Raw genomic sequence first — 21,563 nt, 5'->3', positions numbered from 1 at the left:
CCGCCCCTGTTATCGGCAATAGCCCTCCTCACCGGGCTTCACGATCAGGCAGTCCTGCTTGTCGGTCAGATATTTGAAACCGGTCTCGGCTCCCGTGCCCGGCCGGATCGCAAGGTCGCGGCCGTCGCGCACGAAGCGGATCGTCGCGCCGTCGGCCAGACCGCTATAATTGCCCTGCCGGTCCAGATTATCCTTGTTGGTCAGCGCATAATGGCCTGCCTTGCCGTCGGGCGCGGGCTGGATGTCGAGGAACAGCCCTTCCGGTCCGGTCCAGCGCCCGACCCAGTCGTCAGTGGGCAGCGCCGCGCCCGCATTATCCGGTGCGACGACGGAATCGGTATCCTCGATCGCTTCGACATGGGCAGGCACGCTCGCATTGTTCGCGACCGCCTCATTATCCACCCCCTTGGCGCAACCACCCAACAGCAATGCAGCGCCCAAGCCGGGCAGGATGAGGCGAAGAGCAGAGGTCGGGGCGGGCTGGCGGATCATCCATGGTCTCCTTGCGGTCATGCACGCACATGCCCGAACAAACGGGCGAACAAGCCGGATCGATCCCATCATCGGTCGAACAGCGCTTGCCAGCGCCCGGCATATCCTCACAATGGTCGGGCACAAGATAGCATGATCGGGACGCCGGGTCGTCCCATGCCGGGGGGCGAGTGAGAGCGAAATTCGTAAGGGAGACCGCCGATGTCCGGCGGCAGGCGTTGATCGATGCGACAGCCAAATGTCTGGCGGAAAAGGGCGTGGCGGGCACCTCAGTCCGCGCCATCTGCGCGATGGCGGGCGTGTCATCCGGCCTGCTCACCCATTATTTCAACGGCGTCGATGCGCTGATCCTCGCCACCTATCGCGATGTCGGCCAGCGCGTCTCGCACGCCATGGACGCGGCGATCTTAGCAGCGGGCAACGATCCGCATGACCGGCTGCGCGCCTTCCTCCAGGCCAATTTCCGCGATCCCGTGCTCGATGCCGATCTGCTGGCCACATGGATCGCCTTCTGGAGCCTGATCAAATCCAATGCCGATGTCGCCGCCGCCCATGCGGAGATCTACGCGGCCTCGCGTGTACAATTGGAAGCTCTGGTTGCCGCCGCTGGCCCTACCTTCTCACCCGCGCAGGTCCGCCTGAAGGCGATCGGCCTCACCGCGCTGGTCGACGGGCTGTGGTTGGAATATTGCCTCGATCCCACCAGTTTCACTGCAGCAGAGGCGCAGCAGCTGGTCGAGCGGGCGATGGGCCATGCCTTGCGGGATCAATGACCTTATCGATCAATCGATCGACCTGTGATCGCTTTTATCTATCACGAAGTCCGAGAAAAGCAATTTCCCCCGAATCATCCGCTTCCCTACACAGGCTTCGCAACAGCAACCCTAATCAAGGAACTGGATAGCCCATGGCTCTCATCAACACCCCCCTGCAGCCTTTCAAGGCAACCGCTTTCAAGGAAGGCAAGTTCGTCGACGTCACCGATGCCGACGTCAAGGGCAAGTGGGCCGTCTTCTTCTTCTACCCGGCCGACTTCACCTTCGTCTGCCCGACCGAGCTGGAAGACCTGGCCGACATCTACCCCACCCTGCAGGGCATGGGCGTGGAAGTTTACTCGGTGTCGACCGACACCCATTTCTGCCACAAGGCCTGGCACGACACCTCGCCGGCCATCGGCAAGATCAACTATTACATGCTGGGTGACCAGAACCACGACATCTCGAACCAGTTCGGCGTGCTGCGCGAAGGCGTCGGCCTGGCCGATCGCGGCACCTTCGTGCTCGATCCGGAAGGTGTGATCCAGCTGGTTGAAATCACTCCCGAGGGCGTGGGTCGCAATGCGGCCGAACTGCTGCGCAAGATCAAGGCGCTGCAGTACTGGACCAGCCATCCGGGCGAAGTCTGCCCCGCCAAGTGGGAAGAAGGCGCGGAAACCCTCGCCCCCTCGCTCGACCTCGTCGGCAAGATCTAAGCACCACTAGGTGCTGACAGGCCGCCGGGTTCGCCCAGATTGAGGGGACCCGGCGGACCTTCAAAAAAGTTTCTACAGACTTATCTCTATTTCAGCGGGGCTTTTGGGTCGCACCAATTCCCCGGACGGGCCGTCGCGTCCTCCCGATCGGGACGGCCCGCCACCTTTTCCACGGAGCCAGACAGACATGTTGGACGCAAATCTCAAGGGGCAGTTGAAAGCCTATCTGGCGAACATCACCCAGCCGATCGAGCTGGTGGCTTCGCTGGATGAAGGCGCCAAGTCGCGCGAAATGAACGAATTGCTGAGCGATATCGCCGAGCTTTCGGACAAGGTCAGCCTCGCTACCGGTTCGGACAAGCGCAAGCCCAGCTTCATGATCCGCCGCGTCGGCACCGATATCGGCGTCACCTTCGCCGGTCTGCCGATGGGCCATGAATTCACCTCGCTGGTACTCGCTCTGCTGCAGGTCGGCGGTCATCCGTCCAAGGCCGCGCAGGATGTGATCCAGCAGGTCAAGGACCTGGACGGCGACTATGCGTTCGAGACCTATTTCTCGCTGTCGTGCCAGAACTGCCCCGACGTGGTGCAGGCGCTGAACCTGATGAGCGTCTTGAACCCCCGGATCAGCCACGTCGCGATCGACGGCGGCCTGTTCAAGGATGAGGTCGACGCCCGCAAGGTCATGGCCGTGCCGACCATCTTCCTCAACGGCGAACCTTTCGGCCAGGGCCGGATGGAGCTGGAGCAGATCGTCGCCAAGATCGACAGCGGTGCTGAGGCCAAGGCAGCGGAAAAGATCCGCAAGCAGGACCCGTTCGAGGTGCTGGTGGTCGGCGGCGGCCCTGCCGGCGCGGCGGCGGCCATCTATTCGGCGCGCAAGGGCATTCGCACCGGCGTGGCGGCGGAGCGCTTCGGCGGCCAGGTGCTCGACACCATGGATATCGAGAATTTCATCTCGGTCAGCCGCACCGAAGGCCCCAAGCTCGCCAGCGCGCTGGAGGCGCACGTCAAGGATTATGACGTCGAGATCATGAACCTGCAGAAGGCGGCGAAGCTGATCCCGGCCAAGACCGAGGGCGGCTATCATGAGGTCGTGCTGGAAAATGGCGCGTCGCTGAAGGGCCGCACCATCATCCTGTCGACCGGCGCCCGCTGGCGCCAGATGGGCGTCCCCGGTGAGGACGAATATCGCAACAAGGGCGTCGCCTACTGCCCGCACTGCGATGGTCCGCTGTTCAAGGGCAAGCGCGTGGCGGTGATCGGCGGCGGCAATAGCGGCGTCGAAGCCGCGATCGACCTCGCCGGCATCGTCGCCCATGTCACGCTGATCGAGTTTGACAGCCAGCTGCGCGCCGACGCGGTGCTGCAGCGCAAGCTCGCCAGCCTGCCCAACGTCAAGATCATCACCTCGGCGCTGACCACCAAGGTGAACGGCAATGGCGAGCGGGTGAGCGGCCTCAGCTACAAGGACCGCAACCACGGCACCGAGCATGATGTCGAGCTGGAAGGCATTTTCGTCCAGATCGGCCTGGTGCCCAACACCGAATGGCTCAAGGACAGCATCGCCCTCTCGCCCCGTGGCGAGATCGAGATCGATGCGCGTGGCGAAACCAGCCAGCCCGGCATCTTCGCCGCCGGCGACTGCACCACCGTGCCCTATAAGCAGATCGTCATCGCCATGGGCGCAGGGTCAACCGCAGCCCTGTCGGCCTTCGACTATCTGATCCGTCTGCCCACCGCCGAGGAAGCGGCCGAGGCAGCCTGAAAAATCCCCGCCTGAACCAGTTCCCCCTTCTGGTTTTCAGGCCAGCGAAGGCCGGTCCGTTCCCTGACGGACCGGCCTTTTTCCTGTCAGGGGACACCGATGATCGTTTCGGGCTGCTCGGGATAGGCGCGCAGCAGCGCATTGCACAGCGCCGCAGCGGCACTATCCCGCTTGTCGGCCGGGCGCACAGTCACGGCGCTGCCGCTCCAGATCACGGCCGCATCACCCCGCCGATGCAGGCGCATGTCCAGCTCTGTCCGCTCCAGCGCGACATGGCGCGTCTTGCCGGTCGGCACCGGCAGGGAGAAGCTCGATCCCACCGCCCCCGACACGCCGCCTGGCATCAGGTCGGAATTGCTCTTGTCGACCTTGCCCGTCCCGGTCCCGACCTCGGACGCGCGAATGACCAGTTCCATGACCAGCGCGGCGTGGCCGTCATCCAGCAAAGTGAAGCCCTTGTCCGACAGGGCCAGGGTGGCCGCATCGACAAAGGCGTCCGCCGCGCCTGCCTGCCCGCTCGCATCCTCCCGCATGGACACCGATATGGTGCCTCCGCTTGGCGCATCCGCCGCTGATGCCATCGCCGGCAACAGTATCGCCGCCGCAACCATCAGCATGGAGCGCGCCCATTTCCGCGCGCCGGGCAACCGCTTCTGATCCATCAAGGCTCGATCATCCATCCCAAGCCGCCACAGACCGGCGACCAACAGCCCTCTGCCTAGCCCAGCGGCAGCCTGTCCACAATCGCCGCCCACCGCCCGTCCCATGCCCTATTCTCACACGATATTCATTTGCGTTCCCGCGCGCGGCATGAGAGCGGCGGAGCATGACGAACCGATCGCCCCGCCATCCGCTCCTGATCGCGCTGCTGCGCTGCAAGCCGGTGCTCGACTTCATCGGCGACGATCCCGATACGAAACCGCTGGCCCGCAATATCGGCCTGTTCCAGCTGACCATGCTGGGCGTCGGCGCGACCATCGGCACCGGCATCTTCGTCGCCCTGACCACCGCCGTTCCGGAAGCCGGCCCGGCCGTCACTTTGTCCTTCGTCATTGCCGGCATCACCGCCGCACTGACCGCACTCTGCTATGCCGAAATGGCATCGGCCGTACCGGCGTCGGGCTCGTCCTATTCCTATGCCTATGCGACCATGGGCGAACTTGCCGCCTTCCTGATCGGCAGCTGTCTGCTGCTGGAATATGGCGTGTCCGCCTCCGCCATCGCCGTGGGATGGGGGCAATATCTCAATGAACTTCTCTCGATCAGCACCGGTTGGCGCCTGCCCGACATCATCGCCCGGCCGCCGGGCGCGGGCGGCATCGTCAACCTGCCCGCCGTGCTGCTGGTGGGCCTGTGCCTCATCCTGCTGCTGCGCGGCACACGGGAATCGACCACCGCCAACGCCATATTGGTGATTGCCAAGCTCGCTGTGCTGGCGCTGTTCGTCGCGGTCGCACTCGCCCATTTCCAGCCGGCCAATTTCCACCCCTTCGCGCCCAAGGGGATGATCGGCATCGGCGCTGCCGCGTCCTCCATCTTCTTTTCCTATATCGGCATCGACGCGGTCTCGACCGCCGGCGAGGAAGTGCGCAATCCGCGCCGCGACCTGCCGCTCGCCATCATCCTGTCGCTGCTGATCGTCACCGCCGCCTATATATTGGTCGCGGTCGCGGCGATCGGCGCCCAGCCCTGGACCGAATTTGCCGGGCAGGAAGCGGGCCTGGCCGTCATCCTTCACAACCTCACCGGCGCGGGCTGGCCGGCGGTGATCCTGTCGCTGGGCGCCATCGCCTCGATCTTCAGCGTCACCCTGGTCGTGATCTACGGCCAGACTCGCATCCTCTATGCCATGGGCCGCGACGGACTGCTCCCGGCCTTCTTCTGCCGGGTCGATCCGGTGCGCCATGTACCGCGCCAGAATACATGGATCGTCGCGATCGGCGTCGCCCTGCTCGCCGCCTTCGTGCCATTGGACGTGCTGGTCAATCTTACCAGCATGGGCACGCTGATCGCCTTCGCCACTGTCTCGATCGGCGTCATCATCCTGCGTCGCACCCGGCCGGATTTGCCACGCGGCTACAAGGTGCCGCTCTATCCCGCTCTGCCGATCGCCAGCACGCTCTTTTGCGCCTATCTGGTCTTCGGCCTGCCGGCCGACACCTATGCGCTGTTCGCGGTCTGGGTTGGCGCTGCCGCCCTGCTCTATTTCGGCTATTCGATGCGGCGCTCAGCGCTGGCGCAGCGCTAGCATGTCAACGCCGCGACAAGCGCAAGGCAAAGACGCCGGGATCGACCTCCAGCAACGGCACCGCAGATAAGTCCGGGCTGGCCGCTTCACCATCTGTCGATGCCGTTTCCCGCGGGGAGAAGCTGACGATCGAGGAATCCATGTCCGCCAGCACCAACCCATCGACCATCAATGCCGGGTCGAGCCGGTCGCGGGTCACATTGACCAGCGTACCCAGACGGGTGATGCCGAACAGCTTCTGGGCAAAGGCATAGGGCAGGCGAATGCAGCCATGGCTGGCAGGATAACCGGGATTGTGCCCGGCATGGAGCGCGATCCCGTCCCAGGTCAGCCGCTGCATGAAGGGCATCGGCGCATTGCTGTAGATGTTGGAGCGGTGCCACTGATTCTTCTGCAAGATCGGATAGTCGCCGGTCGGCGTGCGATGGCCGGCCATGCCGGTGGACACGCTCGCCATGCCGACCAGCCTGTCGCCATCATAGACATGGACCATTTGCCGGTCGATGCTGATGACCATGTAGATCGGTCCATCCCACGGGCCATCTTCCAGCCAGCGATAGCCACCGGGCGCCAATTCTTCCGGTTGAGATGCGACGGCCGCCGGCGATGGCAGCAGCATGCCGAGCATCGGGATCAGGCTGGAAAAGCAAAGCCGGCGGAAAGACATAAGCCTGTCTTAACCATCATCCCGGCAAGCGCCAGTACCCTCTCGATCCCGCTCCGGGACAGGTTCAGATCAACAAAAGCTGCGCCACCGGGGCGAAGCTGCGCCGGTGCAGCGGAGTTGGCCCATGTTCGCGGAGCGCCGCCATATGCTTGGCGCTGCCATAGCCCTTGTTGCTCTCCCATCCATAATGGGGATGGTCGGCCGCCGCCGCGACCATCATCCGGTCGCGCTCTTCCTTGGCCAGGATCGATGCTGCGGCGATCGACAGGCATTTGGCGTCGCCTTCCACCACTGCGGTCGATGGCCAGCGCCAGTTGGGGCAGCGATTGCCATCAACCAGCACATGGGCGCACTCCTGCTCCAGCGCCTCGACCGCGCGGGTCATGGCCAGCATCGTCGCCCACAGGATGTTGAGTTCGTCGATCTCCGCGACGCTGGCGATGCCCAGCCCCCAGCATAGCGCCCGCGCCTTGATCTCGCCCTCCAGCACGGCCCGCTTCCTGGCGGTCAGCTTCTTGGAATCATTGAGGCCCTCGGGACAATCCTCCTGCCGCAGGATCACCGCCGCCGCGACCACCGGACCCGCCAGCGGCCCGCGCCCGGCCTCGTCCACGCCAGCGACCAGGCCGGGATGATGGATCAGTTCATGGGCAAAATCAGGCATGGTCGGAATAGCGCGCGGCAAAGTCCGTCGCCTCCCATCCGTTCTGCTCGCTCGCCGCCAGCAGATGATAGAAGGGCGTATGGCCCAGCGCATGGCCCATCGGCCCATGGCCCTGCCCCAGTCCCGGCGCCGCCTTCAATACGGCGGCGACAAAGGCCTCGGCCCGGTCGACCGCATCGGCCAGCGAGAGGCCGCGCCCCAGGCCGGTGGCGATCGCACTCGCCAGCGTGCAGCCGGTGCCATGATTGTGGCGGGTCTCGATCCGCGCGACCGAATATTCCGCGACCATATCCTCATCGACCAGCAGGTCATGGATCAACGGCCGGTCGTCCTCCGGCTGCTGCGGCAGATGTCCGCCCTTGGCGAAGATGACGGCGCCCGTCTTCTCCCGCAACGCCTGCGCCGCGTCCTCCAACTGCTCGATATCATCAATCGTCCGACCGGTCAGTGCGGCCAGTTCCGGCACGTTCGGCGTGATGACGGTCGCCACCTGCATCAGTCGCTTGAACGCCGCGATGGTCGCATCGTCGGCCAGCAGCGATCCGCTGGTCGCGACCATCACCGGATCGAAGATGATGGGCACATGCTCCAGCAGCGCCAGCCGCTCGGCGACGGCCGCCGCCGTCTGCGCCGAACCGATCATGCCGATCTTGACCGCATCAACGCCGATGTCAGCAATGCAGCTTTCCATCTGCGCCAGCACCATCTCGGTCGGCACCGGGTGGACACCCTGCACCCCCCGCGTATTCTGCGCGGTAATCGCGGTGATCGCGGTCATGGCATGGCCGCCCAGCATCGTCACCGTCTTGATGTCCGCCTGGATGCCGGCGCCACCGCCGCTGTCGGACCCGGCAATGATCAGGATGCGGGCCGGTGTCATCCCTTGAACTTGCGCTCGGTCGACGCCGGGTTGTTCGCCAGCGCCTTGCCCATCCGGGTCGGCCGGTCCATCAATTCGCCGCCGCAATTGGGGCAGCGATCGTCCAGCGCCTCGGCACAGGGCGCGCAATAAGTGCACTCAAAGGAACAGATGAACGCGCCGGGGGCATCGGCCGGCAGGTCGGTGCCACAGCGTTCGCAATCAGGGCGCATTTCAAGCATGGTTCATAACTCCGTTCGGGCTGAGCGAAGTCGAAGCCTTTGTCTGAGCGGAGGCGAAGACACCTCCCTGCGGGCGGTGCTGCCCTTCGACTTCGCTCAGGGCGAACGGGATAATAGTGGCAAGCATCAGGCCGCCGCCTTTTCAACCGCAGCGCAGATGCGCTCGACCACATCCCTGACCTGATCCTCATGATCGCCCTCGGCCATGACGCGGATCACCGGCTCGGTGCCGGACGGGCGGATGACCAGCCGGCCCGAGCCGTTCAGTTCTGCTTCGGCCTGGGCGATCACCCGCTGCACCGTTTCATCTTCCAGCGGCTTGCCGCCGGCGAAGCGGACATTCTTGAGCAGCTGCGGCACCGGATCGAACTGGTGCAGCGTCTCGCTCGCGGGCTTGCCCGAACGGACCAGCGCCGCGAGCACCTGCAGCGCGGCGACCGTGCCATCGCCGGTGGTCGCATAGTCGGACAGGATCATGTGGCCGGACTGTTCGCCGCCGACATTGAAGCCGCCCTCGCGCATCCGCTCCAGCACATAGCGGTCACCGACCTTGGTCCGCTCCAGGCCGATCCCCTGCCCGGTCAGGAAGCGTTCGAGGCCCAGGTTCGACATGATCGTCGCCACCAGCCCGCCGCCGCGCAGCGTGCCGGCGCGGGCGAAATTGGCGGCAATCAGCGCCATGATCTGGTCGCCGTCGACGATCTGGCCCTTTTCGTCCACCACGATCAGCCGATCGGCATCACCGTCGAGCGCGATGCCGATGTCCGCGCCCGAGGAGACGACGGTTTCCTGACACAGCAACGGCGCGGTCGAACCGCAGCCGTCATTGATGTTGGTGCCGTTGGGCGTGACCCCGACCGCGACGACCTCCGCCCCCAGTTCCCACAAGGCGGACGGCGCGACCTGGTAGGCAGCGCCATTGGCGCAATCGACCACGATTTTCAGCCCGTCGAGCCGCAGGTCGGCGGGGAAGCTGGACTTGACCGCATGAATATAACGGCCACGGGCATCCTCGACCCGGCGGGCGCGGCCGATATCCTTGGATGCGGCCAGCGGCACATCCTGGTTCAGCAGCGCCTCGATCTTCAGTTCATCCTCGTCCGACAGCTTGTAGCCATCCGGGCCGAACAGCTTGATGCCATTGTCATAATAGGGATTGTGGCTGGCCGAGATCATCACGCCCAGATCGGCGCGCATCGAATGGGCGAGCAGGGCGACGGCGGGCGTCGGGATCGGCCCGAACTGGACCACGTCCATGCCGACGGCGGTGAAGCCTGCAACCAGCGCATTTTCGACCATATAGCCCGACAGGCGGGTATCCTTGCCGATCACCACCCGGTGGCGATGGCTGCCGCGCTGGAAATGGGTGCCTGCGGCCATGCCGACCTTCATCGCCAGTTGCGGCGTCATCGGCCACTGGTTGGTGCGACCACGAATACCGTCGGTGCCGAAATATTGTCTGCTCATGCGATCCTGCCCCAGGGCGGCTATGGGTAAAACTCACTTCCCCCATAGCAATCTTTGATCGACTTTCCACCGCTCTCCCGGCATCGCCGCTGCATGGAAAATTTCAATGCCGCCGTCGATGCGCTGTCCAGCGCGGTCTTCTTCAAGGTGCCCTTGTTCGGCGCACAGATCGAGTTGATCGTGCTCTATCTGGCGCTCCCCATGCTGTTCTTCACCATCTGGCTGGGCTTCCCCAATGTCACCCAGGTCGGCCGGGCGATCCGTATCCTTCGGACCCAGCCGCATGAAGGCGAGGCAAAGGGCGATGTCAGCCAGTGGGGCGCGCTCTCCACGGCGCTGTCCGGCACGATCGGCCTGGGCAATATTGCCGGCGTTGCAGTGGCACTGACCATGGGCGGGCCGGGCGCGATATTGTGGATGTTCATCATCGGCTGGTTCGCGATGACGGTGAAGATGGCGGAGGTTACGCTGGGCCTCAAATATCGCGTCTTCGACGAACGCGGCCATGTCCATGGCGGGCCGATGTATGTGCTCAAAGCCGTCGGCGCGGCGCGCGGCTGGCCGAAGATCGGCCTGGTGCTGGGCGGCGCCTATGCCTTCTTCGCCCTGTTCGGCGCGATCCCGATGGTGCAGGTCAACCAGAGCTTCGCCCAGGTGAAGGTGGTCACCGGCATGACCAATGGCTGGGCCTATGGCGTGTTCATCGCGGCGGCCGTCGCGCTGGTGACGATGGGTGGCGCGGCCTGGCTGGGCGAGGTGTCGAAGCGCCTGACCCCGCTCAAGGTCACCGTCTATCTGGGCGGCGTCGCGGCGATCCTGATCCTCCACGCCGACGCCATTCCCGGCGCGCTGGCACTGATCTGGCACGGCGCCTTTTCCAGCGATGCCGCCACCGGCGGGGCGATCGGCGCCTTTGTCGCGGGCATGCGCCGCGCGGTCTTTGCCAGCGAGGCCGGCGTCGGGTCTGCCGTCATGGCGCACAGCCTGGCGCGGGCGCGCCATCCGGTGTCGGAAGGCCTGGTCGCCCTGCTGGAGCCGCTGCTCGGCACGATGATCGTCTGCGCGCTGGGCGGTCTCGCCCTCGTCGTCGCCGGCACCTGGAACAATGGGCTGGAGGGCATCGCCATCACCTCGGCCGCCTTTGCCCAGGTGTCGCCCTGGTTCCCCTGGCTGCTCGCCGTCGTCGTCTTCCTCTTCGCCTATTCGACGCTGGTCGCCTGGGGCTTCTATGGCCTTCAGGCCTGGGGCTATCTATTCGGCAATGGGCCGCGCGCGCAATGGATCTACAAGATCCTCTATGTCGTCGCCCTGCCCCCGGCCGCCGCGATCGACCTCGGCCGGGTGGTCGGCATCGTCGACAGCAGCTTCTTCCTGATGGCGATCCCCAATGTCATCGCCCTCTATCTGTGCGCCGGTGAACTGCGCCGCGATGTGAAGGCCTATCTGGCGGAACAGGCTTAACTTCGCACATTTCCCGCACATTCTGACATATTGTTGCGGGGCCGCGATCCTATCGGAAAGCGCCCCCGTTCTTATAGCTCAACCCTAACCAGATAGGACAGAAACGAAAAAGGCCCCGCCTGTCGGCGGAGCCTCTTCGTTCGTGCAGATGGTCGGGGCGTCAGATCTTGTCGCCGAGCGCACCCTTGACCGATCCGGCCACATCCTGCGCCGTACCCTTGGCCTTCTGCAGCTTGCCTTCGGCTTCGAGCCGCTCATTGTCGGTAGCCTTGCCGATTGCTTCCTTCGTGGCACCGGCGGCCTTGTTGCCCGCAGCCTTCACCTTGTCGGTCATTTCACCCATCTGGTTTCTCCTTGGAAGTGGCTTTCCCTCTGTCAACCATTGGATAGAGGGAAAGGTTTCCATCGGAACGCGGGCGTCACGACAAAAAATCAGGGCTTGATCCCGTAGCGGGCATAGACGGCATCGATGCGCGGATCGATGCGGCGCGCAACCGCGATCTCCGCATCGCCCTCGCTCGCCCGGCCCAGCCGGTGCAGCACGATGCCGCGCATGTACCGGCTCGGCTCCTTGCCGGGTTCCTGTGCGACGATGACGTCCAGGTCGCGCAGCGCATCATCGAACCGACCCATGCGGAACCACAGCATCGCCCGGCTGTCGAGCGCCGCCATGCTGCCCGAACTCAGCTCCACCGCCTTGGTGCAATCCTGCACCGCGCTGTCCAGTTCGACATTGCGCGATCCCTTGACCCAGCAACGCTCGTTGAACAGGCCGGTCATGCCGGGCTTATCGGCCAGTTGCGCGTCGATGATCTCGATCGCCTTGGCCGGATCACCATAGGTGCCCAGCAATGTCGCCTTGAAGCTGCGATAGCCGTCCCGCGCTTCGCCGCCGATCGCGATCTTCGCGTCGACCATGCCCAGCGCATCGTCCAGCTTGCCGCTTTCAGCGAGATAGGTCGCGACCGTGCCGACCGCCGCGCCGGAGGCCGGGTCAAGCTGCCGCGCCATCCGGCCATCGGCCAGCGCGCCGGCGACGTCGCCGGTCTGGAAGCGGCGATAGGCGCGCTGGAGATAAAGATCGATATCGGGCTTGATCGCGATCGCCTTGTCCAGATCGACCAGCGCATTCTTGTAGTCGCCAATGCCCCAGCGGAAATTGCTGCGGCTGGAATAGCCGGTCGCGTCTTCGGCATCCGCCTTGGCGATGGCCTGGGCAAAGGTCGCTTCGACCGCCCTGGACTGCGGCCAGGCGGCGATGGTCGCGGGACTGTAATCCCATAAATAGGTCGGCTTGGCCGGACCGATCACACGTGGCGACATGGCCTGCACCGTCGCCAGCGCGTCGCGCTCGTCAGGCAGGCGATCGGCCGCGATCTCGACGCCGGTGGCGTCGGTCCGCTCCTCTACATCCAGTACCCCGTCCTTCAACTGCACCGTCCGGCGCAAATCATAGCCCGCCACCGTCTTGTTGAGGCCCTGCTCACCCTCGACCATATAACCCTTGCCACCCTGTGGCAGGCGCAGGCGCAGATGATAGCGGATGCCGATCGGCGCAGTGGTGGCAACCGGGATCGACAGCCAGGCCGGGCGCGCCCGATCCGGCGCGAAGCTGATGTCGTCAATCAGCTTGCTGGCGTCACGGCGATACCGCCGGTCGCTCAGCTTCCACGGCGAACTGGTGACGCCATGGGCCGTGAAGGTGACGGTGGCTGTGGCCGGATCGGTAGAGACACCGACCTGACTATATTGGGCCGTACCCAGTTGCTCACTGAAGAAGCCCTGGACCATCTCGTCGCGCCGCTTGGCATCCATCTGCCCCAGGCCGGTGCTGATCATCGTCGCGATCTGCCCGCGCAGCACTGCCCGTGCGTCGAACACGCTGGGCAGCTTTTCATGCCCGCTCTCATCGGACTCGATGCTGACGTCAATCGTCGGCCGGGCATTGGCATGGGGCTGGATCGCCATCAGATCGGCGCCGGCGGCGCGCACCGGCAGCACCGACCCGAAACGCGGCGTATCCCCGATATCCTCCAGCCGCGATCCAAGGCCGGTGCCGTCAAGCCAGTAGGACTGGCCGTCGATCGCCGCCCGGACCAGCACATGATCGAAGGCGGCCACGCTCGGCAAGCGGTCGGGCACGAAATCGCCCAGCGCCGAACTGGCCAGCACCGGCTCCGCCTCGATACCCAGGCCGCGCAACAGCGCGAGCAGCAGCAACGTCTTCGCCTTGCAATCGCCATAGCGCAGCGTCCAGGTATCGGCCGGCTTTTGCGGTACATAATTGCCGCCATCCATGCCGACCATGAGATAGCGGACATGATCCTGCACCAGTTGCAGCGCGGCGGCGGCCTTCTCCCTTGGCGATCCCGGCAATGCCTTGAGCTTGGCCAGTTCGCCGGCCAACGGCGATCCGTCGGCGATCAGTCCGTCGGTCGCATAGAGCGGCGCCATCGTCTTCGACACCTCTGTCCAACTGGCGAAGGTCGACAGCTCGAACAGGGGCGGGTGAGTGAAGCGGGTCGGTGCATCCGCCGGCATTTCCGGCTGCTTGGCAAGCGGCAGGGCGAAGCTGAGTTCGGTCAAGCCATCCTTCTTCACCGGCCTGGCATCGACACCAGTGGCCAGCAGCTTCCAGCGTGGCATGCTGCCTTCGGCCCAGAGGGTACGAACCCGGCCGAAGCCCAGGCGCAGCGGCGCAGCCGGCAGGCCCGACACATTCTGAACATGACCGCCCAGCGCATCATCCTTGCTGGTGACCGAATAGCGCAGGCGCACGATATCCCCCACCTGCACCCCCTCGACCGCCATGGTGGCGGTCAGGATGCCGTTGATCTGCAGCGCCTCCAGCCCCTGCTCGCGGCGCAGCACGGTGAATTTCTTGCCACCCGCCAGCGCATCGATCAGCTGGTCGCCGCGCAGGATCGACAATTCATGGATGATGAGGTCGCCCTTGTCCGGTGCCCAGGGCAGCGTCAGCGAGGAGAGTTGGGTCAGCGCCTCGGCCGAACCGGCTCGGGTCGCTATATCGGCATAGCTCCACAATTGCCCTTTCTCGATCCGGTCCTGATTGTCGAGGATCATCATCGACGGCGGATCGCCATCGGCGGCAAGCTTGGGCATCGTCGCCTTGTCGACCCAGCCCGGTGCCGGCTGATAGAGCGGCACTTCCCCGGCGAAAGCCGGCGCAACAACTGCCATGGCGGCAGACGCCGCCAACCAACCAAATTGTCTCATTTCCCCCCGAACATCCCTTTGCACCGATAAATATCGAACGACGCTATGGCATCCCGGCTGGTCGCTCAAGGGGCGGCGCGCAGGCAAAGAAAAAGGGGCCGGAAACCGACCCCTTCTCCAATTTCTCGCGTGTCGCGAAGCGGATTAGCGCTTCGAGAACTGGAAGCTGCGGCGGGCCTTGGCCTTACCATACTTCTTACGCTCGACGACGCGGCTGTCACGGGTCAGGAAGCCTTCGGCCTTGACCGCGCTGCGCAGCGCCGGCTCATACTTCGACAGCGCCTGGGCGATGCCGTGCTTGACCGCACCGGCCTGGCCCGACAGACCGCCGCCCTTGACGGTGGCGATCACGTCATACTGGCCTTCACGCTCGGTGACGCCGAACGGCTGGTTGATCACCAGGCGCAGGGTCGGACGGGCGAAATAGACTTCCTGATCGCGGCCGTTGACCGTGATCTTGCCGGTGCCGGGCTTCACCCAGACGCGGGCCACGGCGTCCTTGCGGCGGCCGGTGGCATAGGCGCGGCCAAGGCCGTCGATTTCCTGGGCGCGCAGCGGAGCCGAAGGCTGGACCGGGGCGGCAGCGACGGGCGCTTCGCCTTCGACGGCAACCGGATCGGCGGCGACAGGAGCGGCAGCGGCCAGCGACGCGAGGTCGGACAGGGACTGACGGTTATCGGACATTATGCACCCACCTTGTTCTTGCGGTTGCGCGACGCGAAGTCGAGCACTTCGGGGTTCTGGGCTTCATGCGGATGCTCGGTGCCGGCGAAGACGCGCAGGTTGCGCATCTGCTGGCGGCCCAGCGGACCACGCGGGATCATACGCTCGACGGCCTTTTCCAGGACGCGCTCGGGGAAACGACCTTCCAGAATCTTCTGGGGGGTGGTTTCCTTGATGCCGCCGGCATAGCCGGTGTGCTTGTAGTAAACCTTGTCGGTCAGCTTGCGGCCGGTGAACTTGACCTTGTCCGCGTTGATGATGATGACATTGTCACCGCAATCGACATGGGGGGTGAAGCTCGGCTTGTGCTTGCCGCGCAGGATATTCGCCACAGTCGAAGCGAGACGACCCACGACCAGCCCTTCGGCGTCGATCAGGATCCACTTCTTTTCGACCGTTGCCGGGGTCGCCGGCTTGGTGGTCTTCATCAGCGCCTTCATGGTGCCAATTCTCCAGAATGAACAGTGAACCAGCAACCCCATGGGTCGCCGGAAGATGGGCGCTAATGACGGGTGACGCCGCGCAAGTCAAGAGATTCGGCGGCTTTCGTGACGGGTAAAATAATACCTCTCACTTGTCGACGGGAACCAAGGTCCGGGTTTCGGTAAGAATATCGGTCCCTACCTGCAGGGTACGGGCCTGCGTTTCCACCAGGCCCGTGACGCGCGACAGACCATAGCGCATCGTCACATGCACCCCCTCCCCCCGCAAATCTTCGTCCAAGGTCAGGAGGATGCCCGCCTGTGCCCGGACAGCAAGCATGCCCTTGACTGGAACCCCGCGACCCAGCGGAGATCCCGCCAGGGTCTGCACATCGCGCGGCGCGGCATCATCTATGACGCTATCTGCAAATAGCAGCAGCGGCTGGATTTCCCCCGCCAGCAGCGCAAGCCGGCCCTCCGGCGTCAGGCCGGCAAACAGCGTCAGCACATTCTGCGCGGTCCGATGCCGCGGCGAGTCCGGTGGGAAACGGGCGATCATCGCCTGGAGCCCGGACTCTACCGCCTTCCACACCGCATCCATATTATCGAGCGCAATGATATGGCCTTGCGCATCAAGGCGGAAATCGCAGGGCACCCCGATCAATGGCGAGAGCGCCGCGCGATAGGGCTCGGCCCCCGATGCAGGGGCATCGCTATCCAGGCTGCGCAGGGTGGCATGCAGGATATAGCCATCCCCCGCCCGCTCGAAGCGCAATTCCCGTTCGGCCCGAAACAGGCTGTCTCGCGCTTCCACCGGTCGATGCTGCTCGATACGATAGAGCAGGGTGCGATCGAGCGGCGGCGCGAAGCCGATCTCCACCGGGGCAGCGGCCAGCGGCGACGCACCAGCCAGCAACAGCACGGCCAACCAGAGCTTCATAGGGCCTCTTCCTCTATCCAGCGGCAACAGGTTGGTAGGCGGCGACCGCCGACGATCGAAGCGGGTCCTGAGCCGTACCACCACGCGTCATGCGCGACGCGATCCCACCGCATGGGCACCCCATGCCGCCGACGCGACCACCAGTGCGCCTACCGCCTGGTGCAATACGGCAAGCGGCAGGGCGATGCCGCTGATGACGGTGGCGATGCCGAGCAATATCTGCGTGCCGACCGCCGCGTTGATCGCGATCGACGCGCCGCGATGGCCCGCCGCCTTGGCCTTGCGCGCCAGCAGGATCAGCATCGCGGCCGCGACCCAGGCCCACCAACGATGGATGAAATGGACCAGATAGGGATCGCTGGAGACGGTGGCCCAGAGCGAACCCAGCCATAGGATGCCTTCGGGCACCAGATGGTCGTTCATCAGCGGCCAGGTGCTGGAGACATAACCGGCATCGAGCCCGGCCGTGAAGGCACCGAACATCAGTTGCACCAGCAGCACCAGCAGGGTCGCCAGCGCAAAGGGCTGCAACGTCGCCGGCCGCACATAGGGGTTGCGGGCAAGGGTCAGCAGGTCGAGCGCGGTCCAGATCAGGCCGCCGATGATGAACAGCGCGGTCAGCAGATGCACGGCCAGGCGATAATGGCTGACATCGGTGCGCACAGACAGGCCCGATTTCACCATCCACCAGCCGATCGCGCCCTGCAGTCCACCCAGCGCCAGCAGAGCGACCAGGCGCCAGCCATAGCCCGCCGGGATCGCCCGCTTCGCCGCGAACCAGATCAGCGGCAGCGCGAAGGCAAGGCCGATCAGCCGGCCAAGCAACCGGTGCAGCCATTCCCAGAAGAAGATGAACTGGAAATCGCCAAGGCTCATGCCCCGATTGATCTCCTTATATTCCGGAATCTGTTGATAGAGACGGAATGCCTCCATCCATTGCTCATGGGTCAGTGGCGGCACCGCGCCGGTAATCGGCTTCCACTGGGTGATGGACAGGCCCGATTCCGTCAGGCGGGTAATCCCGCCCACCACCACCATGCAGAAGACCAGAACGGCGACGGCGAGCAGCCAGCGGGCAATCGGAACCGGGCGCGCAACCGCACGAAACGACGTGGAGAATGATAGAGCCATGCCCGGTCCATGCGCCCTTGTTCGAGCCGTTTCAAGAGGAGCAGACATGGACAAATGGTCATGGCTGCGGGGTGCCGGGGATACAAATGGTTCCACGGGCGTCTCTGCTCAGCATGTTGCAAAAACAGGGTTATCGATGATTTCCGACCAGAGAGACATTGCCGGCATGATCGCGACCCAAGGGCCGCTCGGCATCCTGACGGCGGCGATCGATACCCGCTCCCCGCTGGGACCGGTGTCCGGCTGGTCGCCCTCGCTCATATCGACGGTACGGCTGTTGCTGTCGTCCAAGGCGGAGATCGTGCTGTTCTGGGGACCGCAATTCTGTGCCCTCTACAATGAAGCTTATTCCCCCACCATTGGCGATAAACATCCCCATGCGCTCGGCTACCCGGCAAATGAGGGCTGGGCGGAACTGTGGGATGATCTGGGGCCGCTGCTGCAATCCGTGCGGGAAACCGGCGAGACCTTCCATGCCAAGGATCGCCCCTTCTATATCGAACGCGATGGCGGCCGGGGCGAGGAGGTCTATTTCGACATATCCTATTCCCCCGTGTTCGAGCTCGACGGATCGATCGGCGGCGTATTGTGCATCGTCAGCGAAACAACGGTAAGGGTTTTGGCCGAGCGCGAGATGCGGGCCGACCGCAATCGGCTATGGGCACTGGCACGCGACCCGTTCCTGATTGCCGACAGCAATGGGGTCTGGCTGGCGGCAAGCCCGGCCTGGACCGACATATTGGGCTGGTCGCAGGAGGAACTGATCGGCCGTACATCCCAATGGATGGAACATCCCGACGATATCGCCCGCACGCGCGGCGAAATAGGGGAATTGGCGGGCGGCCACCCGACCACCCGGTTCGAGAACCGCTTCCGCACCAAGGCGGGCGACTATCGCATGTTCAGCTGGACCGCCGTGCCGGAAGGCGACCTCATCTACTGCGTCGCCCGCGACGTCACGCAGCATCGCCAGGATGTGCAATCCTTGCTCGATGCCGAAGCCGCACTGCGCCAGGCACAGAAAATGGAAACACTGGGTCAGCTGACTGGCGGCGTCGCCCATGACTTCAACAATCTGCTGCAGATCGTCACCGGCAATCTCGACCTGCTGCAACGGGCGCTGCCCGACGATCAGCCAAGGTTGCGCCGCGCCGCCGACAATGCGATGGCCGGGGCCGAGCGCGCCGCCATCCTGACCCAGCGCCTGCTCGCCTTTTCCCGCCGCCAGCCCCTCACCCCTGCACGGGTCGATCCCAACCGGCTGATCGCCGGCATGTCGGACCTGCTGCACCGGACGCTGGGCGAGATGATCGAGGTGGAGACGGTGCAGAGTCCACGCGTGTGGCCGGTCGAGATCGACGTTAACCAGATGGAAAATGCGCTGCTCAACCTCGCGGTCAATGCACGCGATGCCATGCCACAAGGCGGCAAGCTGACGATCGAGGTCGCCAACACCCATCTCGACAGCCATTATGCCGCAAGCGAGCGGGAAATCACGCCCGGCCAATATGTGCTAATCTGCGTGTCGGACACCGGCACCGGTATGGACGCCAACACGTTGTCGCACGCGATTGAACCCTTCTTCACCACCAAGGAGGTCGGGCGCGGCACCGGCCTTGGCCTGTCGATGGTCTATGGCTTCGTCAAGCAATCGGGCGGCCATGTCCGCGTCTATTCGGAAGCCGGCCATGGCACGACGGTGAAAATCTACCTGCCGCGCTATCATGGGCCGATGCCCAGCAACGAGGACAGCGTACAGGCGCCGCCGCTTTCCCCACAAGCCGGGCAGGAGCTAATCCTGGTATGCGAGGATGACGAGAATGTCCGCGCCTATTCGGTCGAGGTGTTGCGCGACCTGGGCTATCGGGTGATCGAAGCGGGCGATGGCCCGGCCGCGCTTGCCGCGCTGGAAGCTGCGGCCGAACCGATCGATCTGCTCTTCACCGACGTCGTGCTGCCCGGCGGCATGACCGGGGCGGACATCGCCCGCGCCGCCAAGGCGAAGCAGCCGGGACTGCGGGTGCTGTTCACCACCGGCTATGCCCGCAACGCGATCATCCACCATGGCCGGCTTGATCCGGGGGTCGAACTGCTGACCAAGCCCTTCACCTATAATGCGCTGGCCGAAAAGATTCGCGAGATGCTGGACCGGGTGGAAAGCCCGGCCCAGTGAAGATCGGACCTGAAGGTCAGCCCCTGGCGCGCCGCCAGGCGGCGACCAGGTCGACCGCCCGTTCCCGCACGGTGAGTGCAGCGTCGCCCGGACGATAGAGCGCGCCGCCCACGCCGATCCCCTCACAGCCGCCGGCCAGCCAGTCGCCGATCGTGTCGGCACCGGTGCCGCCCACGGCCCAGACGCCGACATGCTTGGGCAGCACATCCTTGACCGCCTTGACATAGGCCGGGCCGAGCTGGGCGGCGGGGAACAGCTTCACCCGGCGCGCACCGGCCTCGACCGCGCGAAACGCCTCGCTCGGCGTCATGAAACCGGGCAGCAGTTCAAGGCCCAGTTCGGCGCCGCGCGCGATCACCTGCGGAACGGTGTTGGGCGTCACCATGATGCGGCCGCCCGCACCCGCCAGCGCTTCGACCGCCTCGACCGTCAGCACCGTGCCGCCACCGATCAGCGCGCGGTCGCCAAAGGCCTGCTGCATCGCAGCGATGCTGACCAACGGGTCTGGCGAATTGAACGGCACCTCGATCACGCGGATGCCCGCGTCGAACAGTGCCTCGGCGACGGGCAGCGCTTCATCGGGGGTGATGCCGCGCAAAATGGCGGCGATCGGCGGCGCGCCGTCAGCCAGCAGGTCGTCCAGTGTCAGGGTCATGAATCAGTTCTCCAGAAAGCCCAGACCGGCGCGCGCGCAAGCGTCACCGTCCAGCAATTGCGCGGCGATGCCCTGCGCATCGAGCGCGCGGGCATAGCGATCCGAAAGCCGTGCGTCGCCGATCAGGACGACGCCCGTATCACCGACCAGCGCGGCGCGCGCCTCGGCGATCTCGCAGCCGATGACCAGGCCCGACAGATAGCCCAGCGACCAGTCGGCCGATCGCCCGGCGCGCAGCCGCATCGCCCGCGCCGCGAACAAAGAGGCGAGCAGCTTGCCCGCGCCGGCCCGTTCCAGGCCCTCGGCGAAACCGGCCGCTTCCTCTGCCGGATCGGCGTCGGCGGCGGCGATCTTGGGGCTGAGCGTCGAGCGATCACGCAGCAGCGCGAACAGTTCGCCGGTCGGCACGGTGCGGAAGCGGATCACCCGGCCATCCTCCACCAGCGTCCATTTGCTGTGGGTGCCCGGCAGCACGATCAGGTGACGGCCCGTGGCCAGTCGGGGATCGAGCGCCATCGCGCCGAAAATCTGCGCCTCTTCACCGCGCATCACGTCGGCAATGCCGTCGGCGTCGGTGCAGGCCAAGCCCGCCATGATCGCCAGAGGCGCGCCGCGCCAGTCGAAGCGCACCGCGGCCTGCGCCCAACTGTCCGCATCGGCGGGGCAATCGGCATAGGGCGCCTCGACCCAGCCGTCGCGCGCGCCGACCATGCCGCACAGCCGGATCGAGGCCGGCAGGCCGTCCTCCAGCCAGGGGGCGATCGTCTCGGCAAAGGCGGCTTCCGCTTCCCGGCCGACCATGCCGATGCCCGGCCCGTCGCGGCGTGCCACGATCCGCCCCGCTTCCACCCGGAACAGTCGCAGATTGCTGGTGCCCCAGTCGCCGATCACGGCATAGTCGCTCATCGATGGCCCGTCCGATTTTTCGCGTTCAACCGCACTT

At 65.0% G+C, this 21,563-nt stretch carries 21 protein-coding genes; 6 read left to right on the top strand and 15 right to left on the bottom strand.

The window, feature by feature from the left end:
• Window positions 1-9 precede the first annotated feature (9 nt).
• Window positions 10-492: a hypothetical protein gene (locus PMI04_RS05920; protein ID WP_007713153.1), complete on the bottom strand. Its 483-nt coding sequence runs from the start codon at window positions 490-492 to the stop codon at window positions 10-12.
• 170 nt (window positions 493-662) lie between these two features.
• Here PMI04_RS05920 and betI point away from each other — a divergent pair, with 170 nt between their 5' ends.
• The 3 genes from betI (at window position 663) to ahpF (ending at window position 3,731) form a co-directional block, all read left to right on the top strand.
• The gene (gene betI, locus PMI04_RS05915) at window positions 663-1,265 is read left to right on the top strand and encodes a transcriptional regulator BetI (RefSeq protein WP_037486980.1); all 603 of its coding nucleotides are present in this window, start codon (window positions 663-665) and stop codon (window positions 1,263-1,265) included.
• A gap of 134 nt (window positions 1,266-1,399) precedes the next feature.
• Window positions 1,400-1,963: an alkyl hydroperoxide reductase subunit C gene (gene ahpC, locus PMI04_RS05910; protein WP_004210655.1), complete on the top strand. Its 564-nt coding sequence runs from the start codon at window positions 1,400-1,402 to the stop codon at window positions 1,961-1,963.
• A gap of 187 nt (window positions 1,964-2,150) precedes the next feature.
• Complete coding sequence (gene ahpF, locus PMI04_RS05905) at window positions 2,151-3,731, top strand: alkyl hydroperoxide reductase subunit F (protein ID WP_007713160.1); 1,581 nt, start codon at window positions 2,151-2,153, stop codon at window positions 3,729-3,731.
• Between the two features lie 86 nt (window positions 3,732-3,817).
• Here ahpF and PMI04_RS05900 read toward each other — a convergent pair whose 3' ends face one another.
• On the bottom strand, window positions 3,818-4,270 hold the full coding sequence (locus PMI04_RS05900; protein ID WP_238535986.1) for a hypothetical protein: 453 nt from the start codon (window positions 4,268-4,270) through the stop codon (window positions 3,818-3,820).
• Between the two features lie 287 nt (window positions 4,271-4,557).
• Between PMI04_RS05900 and PMI04_RS05895 the strand changes: the two genes are divergently transcribed.
• Window positions 4,558-5,979, top strand: a complete 1,422-nt coding sequence (locus PMI04_RS05895) for an amino acid permease (RefSeq protein ID WP_007713165.1) — start codon at window positions 4,558-4,560, stop codon at window positions 5,977-5,979.
• A 4-nt stretch (window positions 5,980-5,983) separates the two neighbouring features.
• Here PMI04_RS05895 and PMI04_RS05890 read toward each other — a convergent pair whose 3' ends face one another.
• The 5 genes from PMI04_RS05890 to glmM form a co-directional block, all read right to left on the bottom strand.
• Window positions 5,984-6,598, bottom strand: coding sequence for a L,D-transpeptidase family protein (locus PMI04_RS05890; protein WP_238535989.1), 615 nt, complete (start codon window positions 6,596-6,598; stop codon window positions 5,984-5,986).
• Between the two features lie 112 nt (window positions 6,599-6,710).
• Window positions 6,711-7,310 carry a ribonuclease HII gene (locus PMI04_RS05885; RefSeq protein WP_037486982.1) on the bottom strand — a complete coding sequence of 200 codons (600 nt, stop codon included), beginning with the start codon at window positions 7,308-7,310 and terminating at the stop codon, window positions 6,711-6,713.
• The gene (gene thiD / locus PMI04_RS05880; RefSeq protein WP_007713172.1) at window positions 7,303-8,190 is read right to left on the bottom strand and encodes a bifunctional hydroxymethylpyrimidine kinase/phosphomethylpyrimidine kinase; all 888 of its coding nucleotides are present in this window, start codon (window positions 8,188-8,190) and stop codon (window positions 7,303-7,305) included. The genes PMI04_RS05885 and thiD overlap by 8 nt, the downstream gene beginning before the upstream one ends.
• Window positions 8,187-8,411 (bottom strand): DUF1272 domain-containing protein, encoded by a 225-nt coding sequence (locus tag PMI04_RS05875; protein ID WP_007713174.1) that lies wholly within the window; start codon window positions 8,409-8,411, stop codon window positions 8,187-8,189. Before PMI04_RS05875 ends, thiD begins: the two co-directional genes overlap by 4 nt.
• Window positions 8,412-8,537: 126 nt before the next feature.
• The gene (gene glmM / locus PMI04_RS05870; RefSeq protein ID WP_007713177.1) at window positions 8,538-9,878 is read right to left on the bottom strand and encodes a phosphoglucosamine mutase; all 1,341 of its coding nucleotides are present in this window, start codon (window positions 9,876-9,878) and stop codon (window positions 8,538-8,540) included.
• A gap of 93 nt (window positions 9,879-9,971) precedes the next feature.
• On the opposite strand from glmM, the gene PMI04_RS05865 reads away from it, so the two are divergent.
• Window positions 9,972-11,339: an amino acid carrier protein gene (locus PMI04_RS05865; RefSeq protein ID WP_007713179.1), complete on the top strand. Its 1,368-nt coding sequence runs from the start codon at window positions 9,972-9,974 to the stop codon at window positions 11,337-11,339.
• Between the two features lie 160 nt (window positions 11,340-11,499).
• Here PMI04_RS05865 and PMI04_RS05860 read toward each other — a convergent pair whose 3' ends face one another.
• The 6 genes from PMI04_RS05860 to PMI04_RS05835 all read right to left on the bottom strand — a co-directional run bounded on the left by PMI04_RS05860 (window position 11,500) and on the right by PMI04_RS05835 (window position 17,792).
• Window positions 11,500-11,682, bottom strand: coding sequence for a CsbD family protein (locus tag PMI04_RS05860; RefSeq protein ID WP_007713182.1), 183 nt, complete (start codon window positions 11,680-11,682; stop codon window positions 11,500-11,502).
• A gap of 89 nt (window positions 11,683-11,771) precedes the next feature.
• Window positions 11,772-14,540 carry a DUF3857 domain-containing protein gene (locus PMI04_RS05855; RefSeq protein ID WP_007713184.1) on the bottom strand — a complete coding sequence of 923 codons (2,769 nt, stop codon included), beginning with the start codon at window positions 14,538-14,540 and terminating at the stop codon, window positions 11,772-11,774.
• 180 nt (window positions 14,541-14,720) lie between these two features.
• Window positions 14,721-15,260, bottom strand: a complete 540-nt coding sequence (rpsI, locus tag PMI04_RS05850) for a 30S ribosomal protein S9 (RefSeq protein ID WP_007713186.1) — start codon at window positions 15,258-15,260, stop codon at window positions 14,721-14,723.
• A complete protein-coding gene (rplM, locus tag PMI04_RS05845; RefSeq protein ID WP_007713187.1) occupies window positions 15,260-15,739 on the bottom strand; it encodes a 50S ribosomal protein L13 in 480 nt (159 codons plus the stop codon). The genes rpsI and rplM overlap by 1 nt, the downstream gene beginning before the upstream one ends.
• A gap of 130 nt (window positions 15,740-15,869) precedes the next feature.
• On the bottom strand, window positions 15,870-16,661 hold the full coding sequence (locus PMI04_RS05840; RefSeq protein WP_007713189.1) for a hypothetical protein: 792 nt from the start codon (window positions 16,659-16,661) through the stop codon (window positions 15,870-15,872).
• Window positions 16,662-16,748: 87 nt separating this feature from the next.
• On the bottom strand, window positions 16,749-17,792 hold the full coding sequence (locus tag PMI04_RS05835; RefSeq protein WP_007713191.1) for a COX15/CtaA family protein: 1,044 nt from the start codon (window positions 17,790-17,792) through the stop codon (window positions 16,749-16,751).
• 166 nt (window positions 17,793-17,958) lie between these two features.
• Between PMI04_RS05835 and PMI04_RS05830 the strand changes: the two genes are divergently transcribed.
• The gene (locus PMI04_RS05830) at window positions 17,959-19,965 is read left to right on the top strand and encodes a PAS domain-containing sensor histidine kinase (protein WP_238535987.1); all 2,007 of its coding nucleotides are present in this window, start codon (window positions 17,959-17,961) and stop codon (window positions 19,963-19,965) included.
• Window positions 19,966-19,981: 16 nt separating this feature from the next.
• Here PMI04_RS05830 and PMI04_RS05825 read toward each other — a convergent pair whose 3' ends face one another.
• Both PMI04_RS05825 and PMI04_RS05820 read right to left on the bottom strand, forming a co-directional pair.
• Window positions 19,982-20,614: a 2-dehydro-3-deoxy-6-phosphogalactonate aldolase gene (locus tag PMI04_RS05825; protein WP_037487000.1), complete on the bottom strand. Its 633-nt coding sequence runs from the start codon at window positions 20,612-20,614 to the stop codon at window positions 19,982-19,984.
• Between the two features lie 9 nt (window positions 20,615-20,623).
• Window positions 20,624-21,526: a 2-dehydro-3-deoxygalactonokinase gene (locus PMI04_RS05820; RefSeq protein ID WP_007713197.1), complete on the bottom strand. Its 903-nt coding sequence runs from the start codon at window positions 21,524-21,526 to the stop codon at window positions 20,624-20,626.
• Window positions 21,527-21,563: the final 37 nt, after the last annotated feature.

The organism is Sphingobium sp. AP49 (assembly GCF_000281715.2).
Lineage (GTDB): Bacteria > Pseudomonadota > Alphaproteobacteria > Sphingomonadales > Sphingomonadaceae > Sphingobium.
Note: the sequence above shows the minus strand (reverse complement) of the source record. Positions and strands in the feature narration are given on the sequence as shown.